This window comes from Bradyrhizobium sp. SZCCHNRI2009, assembly GCF_032485115.1.
GTDB lineage: Bacteria > Pseudomonadota > Alphaproteobacteria > Rhizobiales > Xanthobacteraceae > Bradyrhizobium.
Map to the genome: position 1 here is coordinate 331936 of NZ_JAUEUH010000003.1, position 13357 is coordinate 345292.

Here is a 13357-nt window from a genome sequence, read left to right on the forward strand (position 1 = left end):
TGCTTATCGTTGAGATGCACAATAATTCATGTTATGGCTGGCGTCTACGACAAAAAGCCGAAACATGCACTTTGTTTCATGTTCGTGATGCCGGGGCCGGCAAGGTCGCGGCCGCGAACTCGGCAATGACCCGCAAGGTGGCGTCCGGCGCCTCGCGATGCGGGGAATGGCCAATGTTGGGCAGCATCGTCACCTCGACCGGGCAGTAGCACTCCTCCTGGATGATCTCGACCTGGCGGATGGTGCCGTACTGGTCGTCGACGCCCTGGATCACGACCACGGGAACGCGGATGTAGGCGAGGTCGCCGGTGATATCCCAGGCCCGGAATGCCGGATCGAGCCAGGCGCCGTTCCAGCCGTAAAACGCGTTGTCGACGTCCTTGTGCCAGCGGCCGAGCTTGGTGCGCAGTTCCGTGGTTTCGTAAGTGGTCTTGATCGCGGCGATCGACGACACAGAGATGTCCTCAACGACCACATGCGGCGCGATCAGCACGATGCCGTCGAGGCGATGGTCGGCGTGGCTGCCCCCGTAGATCGCCGCGATCGACGCACCATCGGAATGGCCGACGAGAAGACCGCGCTGAAAGCCGATTTGATCGAGCAGCTTCGGCAGCACATCGCGCGCCTCGCGCTGCATGTAGTCGAGCGGCCGCGGCAGAGACACCGGGCTGGAGGCGCCGTAGCCGGCGCGCGAATAGACGAACACGGAAACACCGGTGGCTTGCTGGAGCTTGTCGGGAAAGTCGCCCCACAGCCCGACCGAGCCGAGCCCTTCATGCAGCAGCACGATGCACGGAGCGTCAGAGGGCTGTGCACCGATCAGGCGATATTCGAGATCGGCGGAATCGATGGTGAGGAAGCCGTTCGATGAAAGCTGCACGGGTCACTCTCTCCTTCGTCATGCCCGGGCTTGACCCGGGCATCCACGTCTTTCTTGTCGAGGCGGAATGGATGGCCAGGTCAAGCCCGGCCATGACGACAACCAAGAGTAGGACCACTCCGAGAGTGGGGGCCAACTACTGACCCGCTCCCTCACGCAGCTTGAAGCGCTGGATCTTGCCGGTCGCGGTTTTCGGCAGGCTGTCCACCACCTCGATCCAGCGCGGATATTTCCACGGGCCGATCTTCTGCTTGACGTGTTCCTTCAGTGCCTCGTGCAGGGTCGAGCGATCGACGCTCGGGCGCAGCACGACATAGGCCTTCGGCTTCAACAGCCCCTCCGGATCGGCTTCCGGCACCACGGCAGCCTCGAGCACCGCGGGATGCGTGATCAGCGCGCTCTCGACCTCGAACGGCGACACCCAGATGCCAGAGACCTTGAACATGTCGTCGGAGCGGCCGCAGAAGGTGTAGCGCCCGTCGGCGTCGCGGACATATTTGTCGCCGGTGCGCGTCCAATAGCCCTCGAACGTCGAGCGGGTCTTGTGGCGCTGATTCCAGTAGCCCTCGCCGGCGGACGGTGCATGCACCAGCATCTCGCCGACCTCGCCGTCCGGCACGTCCTGGCCTGCCTCGTTGACAAGACGAACCTGATAGCCCGGCACGGGGCGCCCCGATGAGCCGTATTTGATGTCCCCGGGCACGTTGGACAGGAAGATGTGCAGCAGCTCGGTCGAGCCGACACCATCGAGAATGTCGACGCCGAACCGCGCCTTCCAGGCATTGCCGACCGATTCCGGCAGCGCCTCGCCGGCCGAGGTGCAGATGCGCAGAGCGCTGCCGGCCTTCTCATGGCGCAGCGACTCATCGTGCAGCATCGCGGCGAACAAGGTCGGCACGCCGTAGAAGATGGTCGGATTGTAGCGGTTGAGGAGCTTGAACATCAGCGCCGGCGTCGGGCGCTCGGAGTTGAGGATCGTAGTTGCGCCGACCGACAGCGGGAAGGTCAGCGCATTGCCGAGGCCATAGGCGAAGAACAGCTTTGCGGCTGACAGACAGACATCGCTCTCGCGGATGCCGAGCACTTGGCTGGCATAGGTCTCGGCCGTTGCGGCGAGATTGCCGTGCAGATGGCGCACGCCTTTGGGCATGCCGGTCGAACCGGATGAATACAGCCAGAACGCAGGTTCATCCTCGTGGGTCGCGACCGTGTCGAACTGATCGCTCTCGCGCGCGAGCTCCTCGGTGAGCAGCTTGTGGCCGAAGGCATTGGCGCCGGACACGACGACGCAATCGAGATCCGGCATCCGGCCGACAATGTCCTTCACCACCGGATACAGCGCCTCGGACACGAACAGCACGCGGGCGCGGCAGTCGGCGAGCACATACGCGTATTGTTCAGAGGTCAGCAGCGTGTTGAGCGGCACCGGGACGACGCCCGCGCGCATGGCGCCAAGAAACACCGCGGGGAAATCCACCGTATCGAGCATGATCATCGCCACGCGCTCCTCGCGGCGGACGCCAAGGCGGCGCAGCATGTTGGCGACGCGGCAGGTCTGCTGTTGCAGACCGCGATAGGTCAGCTCCGAGACCGTGTCCGTGTAGGCGAGTTTGTCGCCGCGCCCCGCCTCGACATTGCGGTCAAGCAGCCACGATACCGCATTGTACGACTTCACGGCATTCTCCCCGGATTTTTGAATTATAATTCATACAAGGCCACCAACATCGCTTGCTGTCAATCCTCCCCGGCATTATGTTTCCTACTCAAAAGAGTACCTCAGGGATATGACGCCACACAGCGATGCCCCGCGCGACGACGGCCAGTCCGCGGCCGAGACCGATTTCCTCGACCAGCTGGGCCAGCGGGTGCGGCGGATGCGCGGCCTCGCCGGCATGTCGCGCAAGGTGCTGGCCGAGGTCTCCGGGATTTCCGAGCGCTACATCGCCCAGCTCGAGAGCGGCAAGGGCAATGTCTCGATCGTGCTGCTGCGCCGCATCGCCAACGCGATCAACGCGCCGCTCGACGACATCATCCCCGGCGGCGAGCCATCGCCGGACTGGCCGGTCATTCGCGATCTCCTGAAGAAGGCGAGCCCGAGCCAGATCGCCGAGGTCAAGGAGCTGCTTGCCGGGGGCGCATCGGCGCCGCTGCGGCGTTCGTTCTCAGGCATTGCGCTGATCGGCCTGCGCGGTGCCGGCAAGTCGACGCTCGGCAAGATGCTGGCGGAGCGGATCGGCTGGAGCTTCGTCGAGCTGAACAAGGAGATCGAGCGGCAGAACGGGCTTTCGGTTGCCGAGATCATCGCGCTCTACGGCCAGGAAGGCTTTCGCCGCATGGAGCAGGCCGCCCTGGTGCAACTGCTCGCGCGCAAGGAGCCGATGGTGCTGGCGACCGGCGGCGGCATCGTCTCCGAGCCGGTCACCTTCGACCTGATCCTGACCTCGTTCTACACGATCTGGCTCAAGGCGGAGCCGGAGGAGCACATGGGGCGCGTGCGTAAGCAGGGCGACCTCCGTCCGATGGCCGACGACCGCTCGGCGATGGCCGAGCTGCGCAACATCCTGGCGAGCCGCGAGCCGCTGTACGCGAGGGCCAATGCGGTGGTCGATACGGCGGGACTGTCGGTCGAAGCGGCGGCCGCACGGCTGGGCGAAGCCGTGAAGCCGGTGCTGACTGGCGACGCCCGGATGTTCGCGCGGGCGTGAGACGTCGTGCGACTTCGATCGCGCCGCAAGCGTCCGGTACGCATTAACCACCACCCACATTTCAATACCGGCGAGACTCGCCACACACCCTCCGATTGATTAATCAATCGTTAAGTCACTGGAGGACGTGGGATGCAAAATCGTCGTCGCGAGGCTCGCCAGCGCGTCTACTATGGCGGCGTGCTGACCTTCAATTCAGGCTGCTCGACGCTGGCCTGCGTCGTGCGCAATTTCAACCACCGCGGCGTCAAGGTCGAGCTCGAGGGCAGCGTGCTGCTGCCGGACCGCGTCGAGATCAGCATCGAACGGCGCGGATGGTCACGACCGGCGCAGATGGTGTGGCGCGACGGCGCGGGCGCCGGCCTCGCCTTCCTTCACGACGATGGCGAGGTGATCGATCTCGAAACGGCGCGCGCCTTGCGCCTGCAGGAGCGCGCCAACAGGCAGCTCAAATCGCGCCTTGAGCAATTGCTCTCGGGGCACTGAGCAATGTCCGAATCCTCGCAAGAGCACGATGACTGGCTGATCGCCTCCGATGCGCCGCCGCCGGTCGCGGCGCGCGCCGCCGAGCGCCCGCGATTGCACTGGCTCCGGCGCGTCACGCTGCTGCTCGCCGCCCAATATGTCATCGTGCTGGTGATCGGCGTCGCGGCGGCCTCGACCGTGCGCGCATTCGTGCTGCCGGAAGTCACCGGTCGCTTCGAGGCGCTTGCAGCGGCGCTCAAGCGAACGCCGCTGCCTTGAGTTCTGAGCTGGTCACTCGATCTCCCGCAGCTCCGCATAGGTCAGCGGCTTGAGGCTGGCGCCATCGAAATAGACGAAGCGCAGGCGGCGGCGGCGGGAGATGAAGTTCGACGGCAGCGGATCGTAGCGGAAGGTGACGCCACCGAGATGCGGCGTCAGGCTGCCGACGTCCGTCAGCGCGTCGATCTCGACGCGCAGCAGCTTGAGGCTCGTGCCGTCGCGCAGGATCTCGAACGGGACCCGCGCCAGCCGCAGGAAGCTGGTCGGATCCGGCGCGGCGATGAAGCCGTCGACGAAGGCGGCTTCGACCTTGTCGAGATCCGGCTCGACCACCGCGGCAGGCTTGGCGCCCTCAGGCTGATGCGGCGTCTGCCATTGCACCGGCGAACGGTGGCCGTGCGGATGGTTGTGGCCGGGGCCATGCGTCGGATGGTCGTGGTCGTGATGATGGTCGTGTCCATGATCGTGGTGATGATCATGATGATGGCCGTGATGGTGGTGATGATGACGCATCGCGGACCTCAGTAGCTGACCGGCTTGTTGATGATATGCTTGTGGCTGCCAAGCTTGCCGTGGGCGACCATCGAGCCGAGCGCCTCGACGACGACGCGGACGCCGATCAGCGCGGTAATGTCGGAGGTGTCGTAGGGCGGCGAGACCTCGACCACTTCGAGCCCGCACAGGCCCTCGGCGGCGACGAGACCCAACAGCTTGAGCGCCTCGCGCGGCAGGAAGCCGCCGGGCTCCGGCCAGCCGGTGCCGGGCACGAAGCCGCAATCGATGGAGTCGACGTCGAACGAGATGTAGACCGCGTCGGCATCCTTCCAGGCCAGCTCGAGCGCGATCTCGGCGGTCTTCTCAAGGCCGATCTTCTCGATGTCGGCGATGGTCAGCACGTTGGTGTTGCGCTTGCGCGCGACCTCGACGCCCTCGCGCGGCACCTGCCAGCCGCCGATGCCGAGCTGCACCAGATTGGTCGGCGACACGTTCGGCAGGTTGGTCGCCCAATACCATGGCGTGGTGTGCATGCGCTCGTCGAGATCCTTCTCCTGGATGTCGATGTGGCGGTCGAAATGGATGATGCCGATCCTCTTGTCGGTGCACTGCGCGATGCCGCGCACGCAGGGAAAGCCGATCGAGTGATCGCCGCCGAGCATGATCGGCAGCGCGCCGGACGAGAACACATGCGCGACGCCGCGGCTGATCTGGTCAAAGCTCTTTTCCAGATTGGCGGGAATCGTGAAGACGTCGCCGGCATCGCACAAGGTCATCTGCTCGCGCAGGTCGACGCCCAGCTCGTAGTTGTAGGGCGTGTAGAGCGCGGAGATGCGGCGGATGCCCTGCGGCCCGAAGCGGGTGCCGGGCCGATAGGTGGTGCCGGAATCGAAGGGGATGCCGATCACCGCAGCGTCGTATTTGCCGACGTCGCGGACGTTCTCGACATACGGCGCCTTCATGAAGGTGTTGATGCCGGCGAAATGCGGCAGCTCGCCGCGGGCGAAGGTCGGGATGTCGCGGTCCGTCAGCGTGTCGGCGCCGGGCAGGCCCATGTCGAGCGCCCATTGTCGCTCCTTGCGCCAGCCGTTGGTCGGCAGCTTGCCCTCGGCCTCCAGCGCCTGCCAGCCTTGCGTGGCCATCTTGTCGAAGTCCGGATGGTGACGGCGCATGCACCGGCGCTGCGAGTGCAATCCGGCGCGGCGCGACCGGCGCATGAATGGGAATGACATGGGAGACTCTCCTTCGTTTCTTTCGACGTTTCTTGAACTGACTATTGCGTCGCCTGCAGGCTGGCGCGGATGAATCCGAGCACGGGCACGGCGCTGTCGCGGGTGAGATCGAGATCGTAGGTGATGCGCGCGCCGAACCGCTCCGGCGCCTGCGGATCCTTGCGCGGACGGTCGAGCGCGATCAGCCGCGTTGCGAGCCCGAACGCCTCCTTGATGTCGTGGGTGACCATCACGATGGTCATGTTGTGCTGGCGCCACAGCGGCTTGATCAGCGCATGCATCTGGGCGCGGGTGCCGGGATCGAGCGCGCCGAAGGGCTCATCGAGCAGCAGCACGCGCGGCTGCTTCGCCAGGGCCTGCGCGATAGCCAGGCGCTGCTGCATGCCGCCGGACAACGCGCTTGGGTATTTGTCGCGATGCTCGGCCAGGCCGACGGCCTCGATCAGCGCGAGGCTCTTCTCCATCGCCGCCTTGCGCGCCGATCCGAACAGCCGCGCCGTGAACGGGCTGCCGGCAAGCTCGTAGCCGAGCAGCACGTTGCCGAGCACGGTCAGATGCGGGAACACCGAGTAGCGCTGGAACACGATGCCGCGGTCCGGTCCGGGCTCGGCCGGAAACGGCCGGCCGTCGAGCAGCACCGCGCCCTGGCTCGGCCTCTCCTGGCCGAGGACCAGGCGCAGGAAGGTGCTCTTGCCTGCGCCGGACGGGCCGACGATCGACAGGAACGTGCCGGAGGTGATCTCGAGATTGATGCGCTCGAGCACGACCTGGTTGCCGTATTCGACCCAGACGTTGCGGAAGGAGAGCGTGCTCATCAGCGGCTCCCTCGCGCATATGCCCACGGAAAGGCGTGCCGTCCGAACCAGGCCAGCGCATAGTCGAGGATGTAGGCAAGCAACGTGATCCAGACGACGTAGGGCAGGATCACATCCATCGAGAGATAGCGCCGGACCAGGAAGATGCGGTAGCCGAGCCCGACATCGGAGGCGATCGCCTCGGCCGAGATCAGGAACAGGAAGGCGGGCCCGATCATGAGCCGCAGCCCCTGGATCAGGCGTGGCATGATTTGCGGCAGCACCACCCGGATCGCGACCTGCCAGGTCGAGGCGCCCAGGGTCTGCGCCTTGATCAGCTGCTCGCGCGGCATGTTCTGCACCTCGAGCGAGAGGTCGCGCACCAGGGTCGGCGTGACGCCGATGATGATCAGCACCACCTTGGACAGCTCACCGAGGCCGAACACGATGAACAGAACCGGCAGCACCGCCATCGGCGGGATCATCGACAGAACCGCAATCAGCGTGCCGAAGCCGGCGCCGGCCACCGGCAGCAATCCGATGGCGAGTCCGAGCACGAGACCGATGGCGGCGGAAATGCCGAGGCCGAGCGCGAGGCGCTGCAGGCTCGCCGACGTGTCGGACCACAGCACGTAGTCGCCGGAGCGGCGATCCGGCTCGGTCGCGAGCCGCTTGGAGGTCGCGATCATCTCGGAGACCGGCGGCAGCAGCTTGTCGTCGGGATTGTCCGCGCGCCGCTGCGCCGATCCGACCACGTAGATCAGCGCGATCAGCAGAAACGGCAACAGGGCCAGCAACAGCCGGCTGCCCCGGTTCGGAACGACGTTCATGGCACGCGGCATCAACAGGCTCCCTCAATCCTCATGGTGAGGGGCGCGTCAGCGCCGTCTCGAACCATGAGGCCCCGATGTGGGCCTCATCCTTCGAGATGCTTGCGCTCGCGCAAGCTCTTCAGGATGAGGGGTGGCACCGGCGGCGGTCCAGGAAGCGGATCAGAGCTTCCCTTCGGCCGCCATCTTCATGAAGGTCGGATCGAAGCGCAGCTTGACATTGCTGGCCGCGCCCAGCGCCTTCGTCGGCGTGGAGATGCCGACCGCGTCCTTCGACTTCACGTTCTCGCCGAGCAGGTTGTGATCGAAGCAGAAGGTGCGCACGAGATCCATGATCTTCGGCAATTCCGGTCCGGTCACGAAGGCGAGCGCGTCCTTCGGCTCGTAGTACATGAACGTCGTCTTGAGCTGGGTCTCGAAGCCGGCGAGATCGGTGCCCGACAGCTTGGCCATCGCCTCGCGCGCGGCCTTGCCCTTCTCGCTCTGATCCTTCATCAGCGCGATGGTCTCGTACCAGATGCCGACCAGCGCCTTGCCGAGCTCCGGATTGTCCTTGAGCGTCGCGCTGTTGACGACCAGGAGATCCTCAATCTCGCCGGGGATCTTGCTGGAATCGAACACCAGCGTTGCCCCCGGCTCGGCCTTCACCTCCAGCAGTTGCGGATTCCAGGTGACCACGGCCGTCGTGTCCGGCGACTTCGCGGCGCCGACGATGTCGGCGTCGGAGGTGTTGACGGTCTTGATGTTCTTCTCGGACAGTTTCGCGGTCTCGAGGCCGCGCGCCAGCAGATAGTGCGACACCGAGAGCTCGACGAGGTTGACCTTCTGGCCCTTGATGTCGGCCATGGTCTTGCCCTTCTTCAGCACGACACCGTCATTGCCGTTGGAGTAGTCGCCCATGATGATGGCCGACGTGTCGACGCCGCCGGCAGCGGGGATGGTCAGCGCATCCATGTTGGTGACGGTGACGCCGTCGAACTTGCCGGCGGTGTACTGGTTGATCGACTCGACGTAGTCGTTGATCTGCGTGATCTTGATCGAGATGCCGTATTTGTCCGCCCACTTCTTGACGATGCCGGACTCGGCCGCATAGGGCCACGGCATCCAGCCGACATAGATCGTCCAGGCGATGTTGAATTCCTTCTTCTTCTCAGCTGACGCGGATGACAGCGATGCGGTCGCCAGCGTCGATGCAGCGAGCAGTGCAACAAACAGATTTCGCGCTTTTCCCATGTCCAGTCCCTCATCGGTTTTATGACCGCGGACTGGCATGAAGAACCTCGTGCCTGCCAAGCGCGGCCACTGAGGTCTCCCGGGTTTTTATCCCGCCGTGCACCAGGGCTCTCCCCTGGCGGCTGCTCTCGGACCAGCATTCTCGATGGAGAACCGGAACCCTAGCTGCCAACTCTAAGCAACGAGGGGAGCAATCCGCGTGCCAGGGAAAAATGCTTGCGATTCAACGGAACCAGCGGCACGCTGTGCTCAAAAATTCGGCACTCAGAATTCTTCTTGGGCGAGGTGGCGCATCAGCCGACGCCGGCCATGCAACGACAGCATGAACCGTCCGGTGCACGGGGGCGACATCATCAGGCAGGCCCGTCAGTCGCAGTGGCTTGGAGTCTCGTTGATATGATCAGGTCTTCCGGGATCGCATTGGCAACCATTCTGGCTCTCAGCCTCGCCGCCGAGGCAGCCTTCGCGCAGAGCGTGCCCGCTCTCGATACGCCGGCGCAACCTGCTCCCGCCGCGAGCCCCACCCCGACAGCCACTCCGGCACCAGCCGCCTCGGCCGAGAAACCTGGCGACGCCAAGCCGGCCAGCGAGGCGGCCGCGCCGAAGAAGAAGCGGACGAGGACCACCAGCACGCGCAAGGAAGTCGAGGACTCCCTGCGCAGCGGCACGGTGCCGTCGCGCTATCGCAGCCGGGTGCCGAAGGAGTACCAGAAGTACATCCCGTTCCATCGCTGAGGTCTAGAGTGGCGGTGTCATTTTCACGATGACTCCGACGATCAGCATGAAGGCGAGACACAGCCCCGTCTCAAGGTCGGAATGAACAGACCAGAAGCCGCGCAGGCCGGCCACGGCTTTCTGTGGTGATTCGATTCGGATACGAGGTGCACGCATTTGTTCAACCTCTGATAAAAGGAAAAACAAACTACTACCCTGGAAAATTAATCCCGTCCAAGCCGCGCCTCAATGCGAAAAATCAGCGCATGTCGGGGCAGCAATCAAAATTTACGCCCCAACGCCCGACGCGATCTTGATTTGAGTCAATCCGCTTGCAGGTCGTGATGGCGGCAGCGCGCCGCCCTAGATCCCCAGATAGCGGTGCTGCAGCTCCGGCTCGGCCATCAGTTGCTCCGACGTGCCATGCCACACGGTGCGGCCACGCTCGATGATGTAGTGGCGGTCGCAGATGCGGGTCAGATGCTCGACGTTCTTGTCGATCACCAGGATCGACTGCCCGCGCGATTTCAGCAGCGACAGGCAGTTCCAGATCTCCTCGCGGATCAACGGCGCCAGACCCTCGGTCGCCTCGTCGAGAATGAGGAGTTTCGGGTTGGTCATCAGCGCCCGGCCGATCGCCAGCATCTGCTGCTCGCCGCCGGAGAGCTGGTTGCCCATGTTGCTGCCGCGTTCGGCGAGCCGCGGAAACAAGGCGTGGATCTTGTCGAGCGTCCAGGGATCGGACGCGCCGAGCCGGTTGGCCGAGGCCGCCACGAGATTCTCGGTGACGGTCAGATTCGGAAAGATCTGCCGTCCCTCCGGCACCAGGCCGATGCCGAGCTGAGCAATCCTGTAGGACGGCAGCTTTCGTGTCTCCTGACCGCTGAAGCGGATCAGGCCGGCGCGCGCCTGGGTCAGACCCATGATCGAGCGGATCGTGGTGGTCTTGCCCATGCCGTTGCGGCCCATCAGCGAGACCATCTCGCCGGGACGGATCGCCAACGACAGGCCGAACAAGACCTGGCTCAGGCCGTAACAGGTCTCGATGCCGTCGACCTCGAGCAGCATGGCGCTTGTCCCCAGATCAACCATGGCCGACCACCACATGCTGATCGCCGAGATAGGCGCGCTTGACCTCCTCGTTCTGCCGGATCTCGTCCGGTCTGCCCGAGGCGATGATGCGGCCATAGACGAGGACCGAGATGCGGTCGGCGAGCGCGAACACCGCCTCCATGTCATGCTCGACCAGCACGATCGACACTTCCTTGCGCAGCTCGTTCAGCAGCTTCACCATGCGCTGCGACTCGGTCACCCCCAGGCCGGCCATCGGCTCGTCGAGCAGCAGGAGCTGCGGCTTGGTCGCGAGCGCGACGGCGAGCTCCAGCTCGCGCTGCTCGCCATGGCTGAGCTTCGACACCAGCACGTCGGCGCGATGGCCGAGACCGACGCGCTCCAGCGCGGCCTGCGCGGCGGCACGCAGCGGCTTGTCCTTGCGCGCGGCGGCGAAGAAACGGAACGAGTGCCTGCCGTCATGGGCTTGCGCCGCAAGCGCGACATTGTCGGCCGCGGTGAAGTCGGTCAGCAGCGAGGTGATCTGGAACGAACGCGCCAGCCCAAGCGCGCTGCGCTTATAGGCGGGGAAATGCGAGATGTCGCGGCCCCCTAGGAAAATGCGCCCCGCATGCGGCGCCAGGTGGCCGGTGAGCTGGCTGATCAGCGTGGTCTTGCCGGCGCCGTTCGGCCCGATGATGGCGTGGATCTCGCCCTTGGCAACGTCGAGACAGACGTGATCAGTCGCGACGATGCCGCCGAACCGGCGCACGAGATTGTCGACGCGAAGCAGAGGTTCAGCCACGGTTCAACCTCCCGAGCATGCCCATGATGCCGCCGCGGCCGAACAGCACGATCAGGAGCAGCAGCGGCCCCATGATCAGCGCCCAATATTCGGTGATCTGCGACAGCACCTCTTCCAGCACCAGGAACACGACCGAGCCGACGACCGGCCCCATCAGGGTGCCCATGCCGCCGAGGATGACCATCACCATGAGGTCGCCGGAGCGGGTCCAGTACATCACGGCAGGGCTGACGAAATCGGTGTTGTTGGCAAGCAGCGCGCCGGACAGGCCACAGAGCATGCCGGCGATGACGAAGCACGCCAGCTTGTAGCGCTTCGACGGGAAGCCGATCGCCTGCATGCGCTGCTCGTTGGAGCGCAGGCCCTGCAGCACGAGGCCGAAGCGCGAATTGACGATCCGCCAGATCAGGACCACGACGGCAAGCAGGCAGAACAGGCAGAGATAATAGAACTGCACGCGGTTGCCGAGATTGATCAGGCCGCCGAAATCGCTGCGCTTGTAGACGGTGAGCCCGTCATCCCCGCCGTAACGGGCGAGGCCGGACGCGACGTAGTAGGCCATTTGCGCAAAGGCCAGCGTGATCATGATGAAATAGACGCCGCGGGTACGCAAGGAGAGCGCGCCTATGACCAGCGCATAGAGCGCCGAAACCGCGATGGCGACCGCGAACTGGGCATAGCCGGAGCCGATGCCCTCCTGCGCCAGGATGCCGACGGCGTAGCCGCCGATGCCGAGATAGGCGGCATGGCCGAAGCTCATCATGCCGCCGTAGCCCATGATCAGGTTGAGGCTGACGGCCGCCAGCGCCAGGATCACGATGCGGGTGAACAGCGTGAGGATGAAGACGTTGCCGGAGAGGTTCGAATAGACCGGCAGCAGCACCAGGCCGGCCACGACGATGATGGCCACGATGGTCGAAACGTTGAGCGAGGATTTCATCTGCGGTTGGCCGGAAACAGACCTTCAGGCCGCGCCACCAGCACGATCGCCATCAGGAGGTAGATCAGCATCGACGACATCGCCGGCGCCGCAGTGGAAGCTGCTGCCGAGTTCAGCACCTGGCGCAGCAGATTGGGCAGGAAGGCGCGGCCCATGGTATCGATCAGGCCGATCATGATCGCCGCGATAAAGGCGCCGCGGATCGAACCGATGCCGCCGATCACGATGACGACGAAGGCGAGGATCAGGATGTTCTCGCCCATGCCGATCTGCACCGTGAGGATCGGCGCCTGCATCAGCCCGGCCAGGCCGGCGAGCGCGGCGCCGAGGCCGAACACCAGCGTATAGAGCAGCTTGATGTTGATGCCGAGCGCACCGATCATCTCGCGGTTGGAGGCGCCGGCCCGGATCAGCATGCCGATCCGCGTCCGCATCACGCCGAGATAGAGCAGCAGCGCCACCAGCAGCGCCACGACGATGATCGCGAGCCGATAGGCGGGATATTGGATGCCGGGCAGGATCGTGACCGGGAAGGCGAGCCAGGACGGCAGCGGCAGCGCCAGTCCCGCCGGGCCCCAGATCAGCCGGACCGCCTCGTTGAAGAACAGGATCAGACCGAACGTCGCGAGCACGTGGTCGAGATGGTCGCGCCCATAGAGATGGCGCAGTGCCGTGAATTCGAGCACGATGCCGAGCAGAAGCGTGGCTCCCAGTGCCATGACGGCGCCGAGCACGAAGCTGCCGGTCCAGGCTACGAAGGTCGCCGCGAAATAGGCGCCCATCATGTAGAGCGAGCCGTGGGCCAGGTTCACGAAGTCCATGATGCCGAACACCAGCGTCAGGCCGGCGGCCAGCAGGAACAGCAGCAGTCCAAACTGCAGCCCGTTCAGGAATTGTTCGACGACGAGAAGCATGCCCCTCACTTCACGCTCAAA

15 protein-coding genes and 1 riboswitch are annotated in these 13357 nt (G+C 64.8%); of the genes, 4 read left to right on the plus strand and 11 right to left on the minus strand.

The features are described from left to right. Positions 1-76: 76 nt before the first annotated feature. Both QX041_RS13470 and QX041_RS13475 read right to left on the minus strand, forming a co-directional pair. Entirely contained in the window at positions 77-880 is an 804-nt protein-coding gene (locus QX041_RS13470; RefSeq protein ID WP_316165608.1) for an alpha/beta hydrolase, read from the minus strand. Positions 881-1016: 136 nt separating this feature from the next. After that, on the minus strand, positions 1017-2555 hold the full coding sequence (locus tag QX041_RS13475) for a benzoate-CoA ligase family protein (protein WP_315751214.1): 1539 nt from the start codon (positions 2553-2555) through the stop codon (positions 1017-1019). Positions 2556-2664: 109 nt separating this feature from the next. Between QX041_RS13475 and QX041_RS13480 the strand changes: the two genes are divergently transcribed. The 3 genes from QX041_RS13480 (at position 2665) to QX041_RS13490 (ending at position 4329) form a co-directional block, all read left to right on the plus strand. Beyond that, on the plus strand, positions 2665-3585 hold the full coding sequence (locus tag QX041_RS13480; protein WP_315717131.1) for a helix-turn-helix transcriptional regulator: 921 nt from the start codon (positions 2665-2667) through the stop codon (positions 3583-3585). Positions 3586-3717: 132 nt separating this feature from the next. Further along, complete coding sequence (locus tag QX041_RS13485; protein ID WP_315717130.1) at positions 3718-4071, plus strand: PilZ domain-containing protein; 354 nt, start codon at positions 3718-3720, stop codon at positions 4069-4071. A gap of 3 nt (positions 4072-4074) precedes the next feature. Further along, positions 4075-4329, plus strand: coding sequence for a hypothetical protein (locus tag QX041_RS13490; protein WP_316165609.1), 255 nt, complete (start codon positions 4075-4077; stop codon positions 4327-4329). A 12-nt stretch (positions 4330-4341) separates the two neighbouring features. On the opposite strand, the gene QX041_RS13495 is transcribed toward QX041_RS13490, so the two are convergent. The 5 genes from QX041_RS13495 to QX041_RS13515 form a co-directional block, all read right to left on the minus strand. Continuing rightward, positions 4342-4710, minus strand: a complete 369-nt coding sequence (locus QX041_RS13495) for a hypothetical protein (RefSeq protein ID WP_315717174.1) — start codon at positions 4708-4710, stop codon at positions 4342-4344. 140 nt (positions 4711-4850) lie between these two features. After that, positions 4851-6056: an agmatinase family protein gene (locus QX041_RS13500; RefSeq protein WP_316165610.1), complete on the minus strand. Its 1206-nt coding sequence runs from the start codon at positions 6054-6056 to the stop codon at positions 4851-4853. A gap of 41 nt (positions 6057-6097) precedes the next feature. Then, positions 6098-6871 carry an ABC transporter ATP-binding protein gene (locus QX041_RS13505; RefSeq protein ID WP_315827952.1) on the minus strand — a complete coding sequence of 258 codons (774 nt, stop codon included), beginning with the start codon at positions 6869-6871 and terminating at the stop codon, positions 6098-6100. Then, complete coding sequence (locus QX041_RS13510; protein WP_316165611.1) at positions 6871-7692, minus strand: ABC transporter permease; 822 nt, start codon at positions 7690-7692, stop codon at positions 6871-6873. The genes QX041_RS13505 and QX041_RS13510 overlap by 1 nt, the downstream gene beginning before the upstream one ends. Before the next feature lie 150 nt (positions 7693-7842). Then, the gene (locus tag QX041_RS13515; protein ID WP_316165612.1) at positions 7843-8913 is read right to left on the minus strand and encodes a putative urea ABC transporter substrate-binding protein; all 1071 of its coding nucleotides are present in this window, start codon (positions 8911-8913) and stop codon (positions 7843-7845) included. A 74-nt stretch (positions 8914-8987) separates the two neighbouring features. Then, a riboswitch (guanidine-I (ykkC/yxkD leader) is annotated at positions 8988-9089 on the minus strand. 220 nt (positions 9090-9309) lie between these two features. Here QX041_RS13515 and QX041_RS13520 point away from each other — a divergent pair. Next, positions 9310-9648 (plus strand): hypothetical protein, encoded by a 339-nt coding sequence (locus QX041_RS13520; RefSeq protein ID WP_316165613.1) that lies wholly within the window; start codon positions 9310-9312, stop codon positions 9646-9648. Positions 9649-9990: 342 nt separating this feature from the next. On the opposite strand, the gene QX041_RS13525 is transcribed toward QX041_RS13520, so the two are convergent. Genes QX041_RS13525 through QX041_RS13540 form a run of 4 tightly spaced genes read right to left on the minus strand, consistent with a single transcriptional unit; the run spans position 9991 to position 13336 of the window. Further along, positions 9991-10695 carry an ABC transporter ATP-binding protein gene (locus QX041_RS13525; RefSeq protein WP_315751202.1) on the minus strand — a complete coding sequence of 235 codons (705 nt, stop codon included), beginning with the start codon at positions 10693-10695 and terminating at the stop codon, positions 9991-9993. Between the two features lie 16 nt (positions 10696-10711). Continuing rightward, positions 10712-11482 (minus strand): ABC transporter ATP-binding protein, encoded by a 771-nt coding sequence (locus tag QX041_RS13530; protein ID WP_315751200.1) that lies wholly within the window; start codon positions 11480-11482, stop codon positions 10712-10714. Then, positions 11475-12422 carry a branched-chain amino acid ABC transporter permease gene (locus tag QX041_RS13535; protein ID WP_316165614.1) on the minus strand — a complete coding sequence of 316 codons (948 nt, stop codon included), beginning with the start codon at positions 12420-12422 and terminating at the stop codon, positions 11475-11477. The genes QX041_RS13530 and QX041_RS13535 overlap by 8 nt, the downstream gene beginning before the upstream one ends. Further along, complete coding sequence (locus QX041_RS13540) at positions 12419-13336, minus strand: branched-chain amino acid ABC transporter permease (RefSeq protein ID WP_315801618.1); 918 nt, start codon at positions 13334-13336, stop codon at positions 12419-12421. The genes QX041_RS13535 and QX041_RS13540 overlap by 4 nt, the downstream gene beginning before the upstream one ends. Positions 13337-13357: the final 21 nt, after the last annotated feature.

Coding starts and splice junctions, on each gene's coding strand:
- QX041_RS13480 (WP_315717131.1), top strand. CDS start 2,665: ATGACGCCACACAGCGATGCCCCGCGCGACGACGGCCAGTCCGCGGCC.
- QX041_RS13485 (WP_315717130.1), top strand. CDS start 3,718: ATGCAAAATCGTCGTCGCGAGGCTCGCCAGCGCGTCTACTATGGCGGC.
- QX041_RS13490 (WP_316165609.1), top strand. CDS start 4,075: ATGTCCGAATCCTCGCAAGAGCACGATGACTGGCTGATCGCCTCCGAT.
- QX041_RS13500 (WP_316165610.1), bottom strand. CDS start 6,056: ATGTCATTCCCATTCATGCGCCGGTCGCGCCGCGCCGGATTGCACTCG.
- QX041_RS13505 (WP_315827952.1), bottom strand. CDS start 6,871: ATGAGCACGCTCTCCTTCCGCAACGTCTGGGTCGAATACGGCAACCAG.
- QX041_RS13510 (WP_316165611.1), bottom strand. CDS start 7,692: ATGCCGCGTGCCATGAACGTCGTTCCGAACCGGGGCAGCCGGCTGTTG.
- QX041_RS13515 (WP_316165612.1), bottom strand. CDS start 8,913: ATGGGAAAAGCGCGAAATCTGTTTGTTGCACTGCTCGCTGCATCGACG.
- QX041_RS13520 (WP_316165613.1), top strand. CDS start 9,310: ATGATCAGGTCTTCCGGGATCGCATTGGCAACCATTCTGGCTCTCAGC.
- QX041_RS13525 (WP_315751202.1), bottom strand. CDS start 10,695: ATGCTGCTCGAGGTCGACGGCATCGAGACCTGTTACGGCCTGAGCCAG.
- QX041_RS13535 (WP_316165614.1), bottom strand. CDS start 12,422: ATGAAATCCTCGCTCAACGTTTCGACCATCGTGGCCATCATCGTCGTG.
- QX041_RS13540 (WP_315801618.1), bottom strand. CDS start 13,336: ATGCTTCTCGTCGTCGAACAATTCCTGAACGGGCTGCAGTTTGGACTG.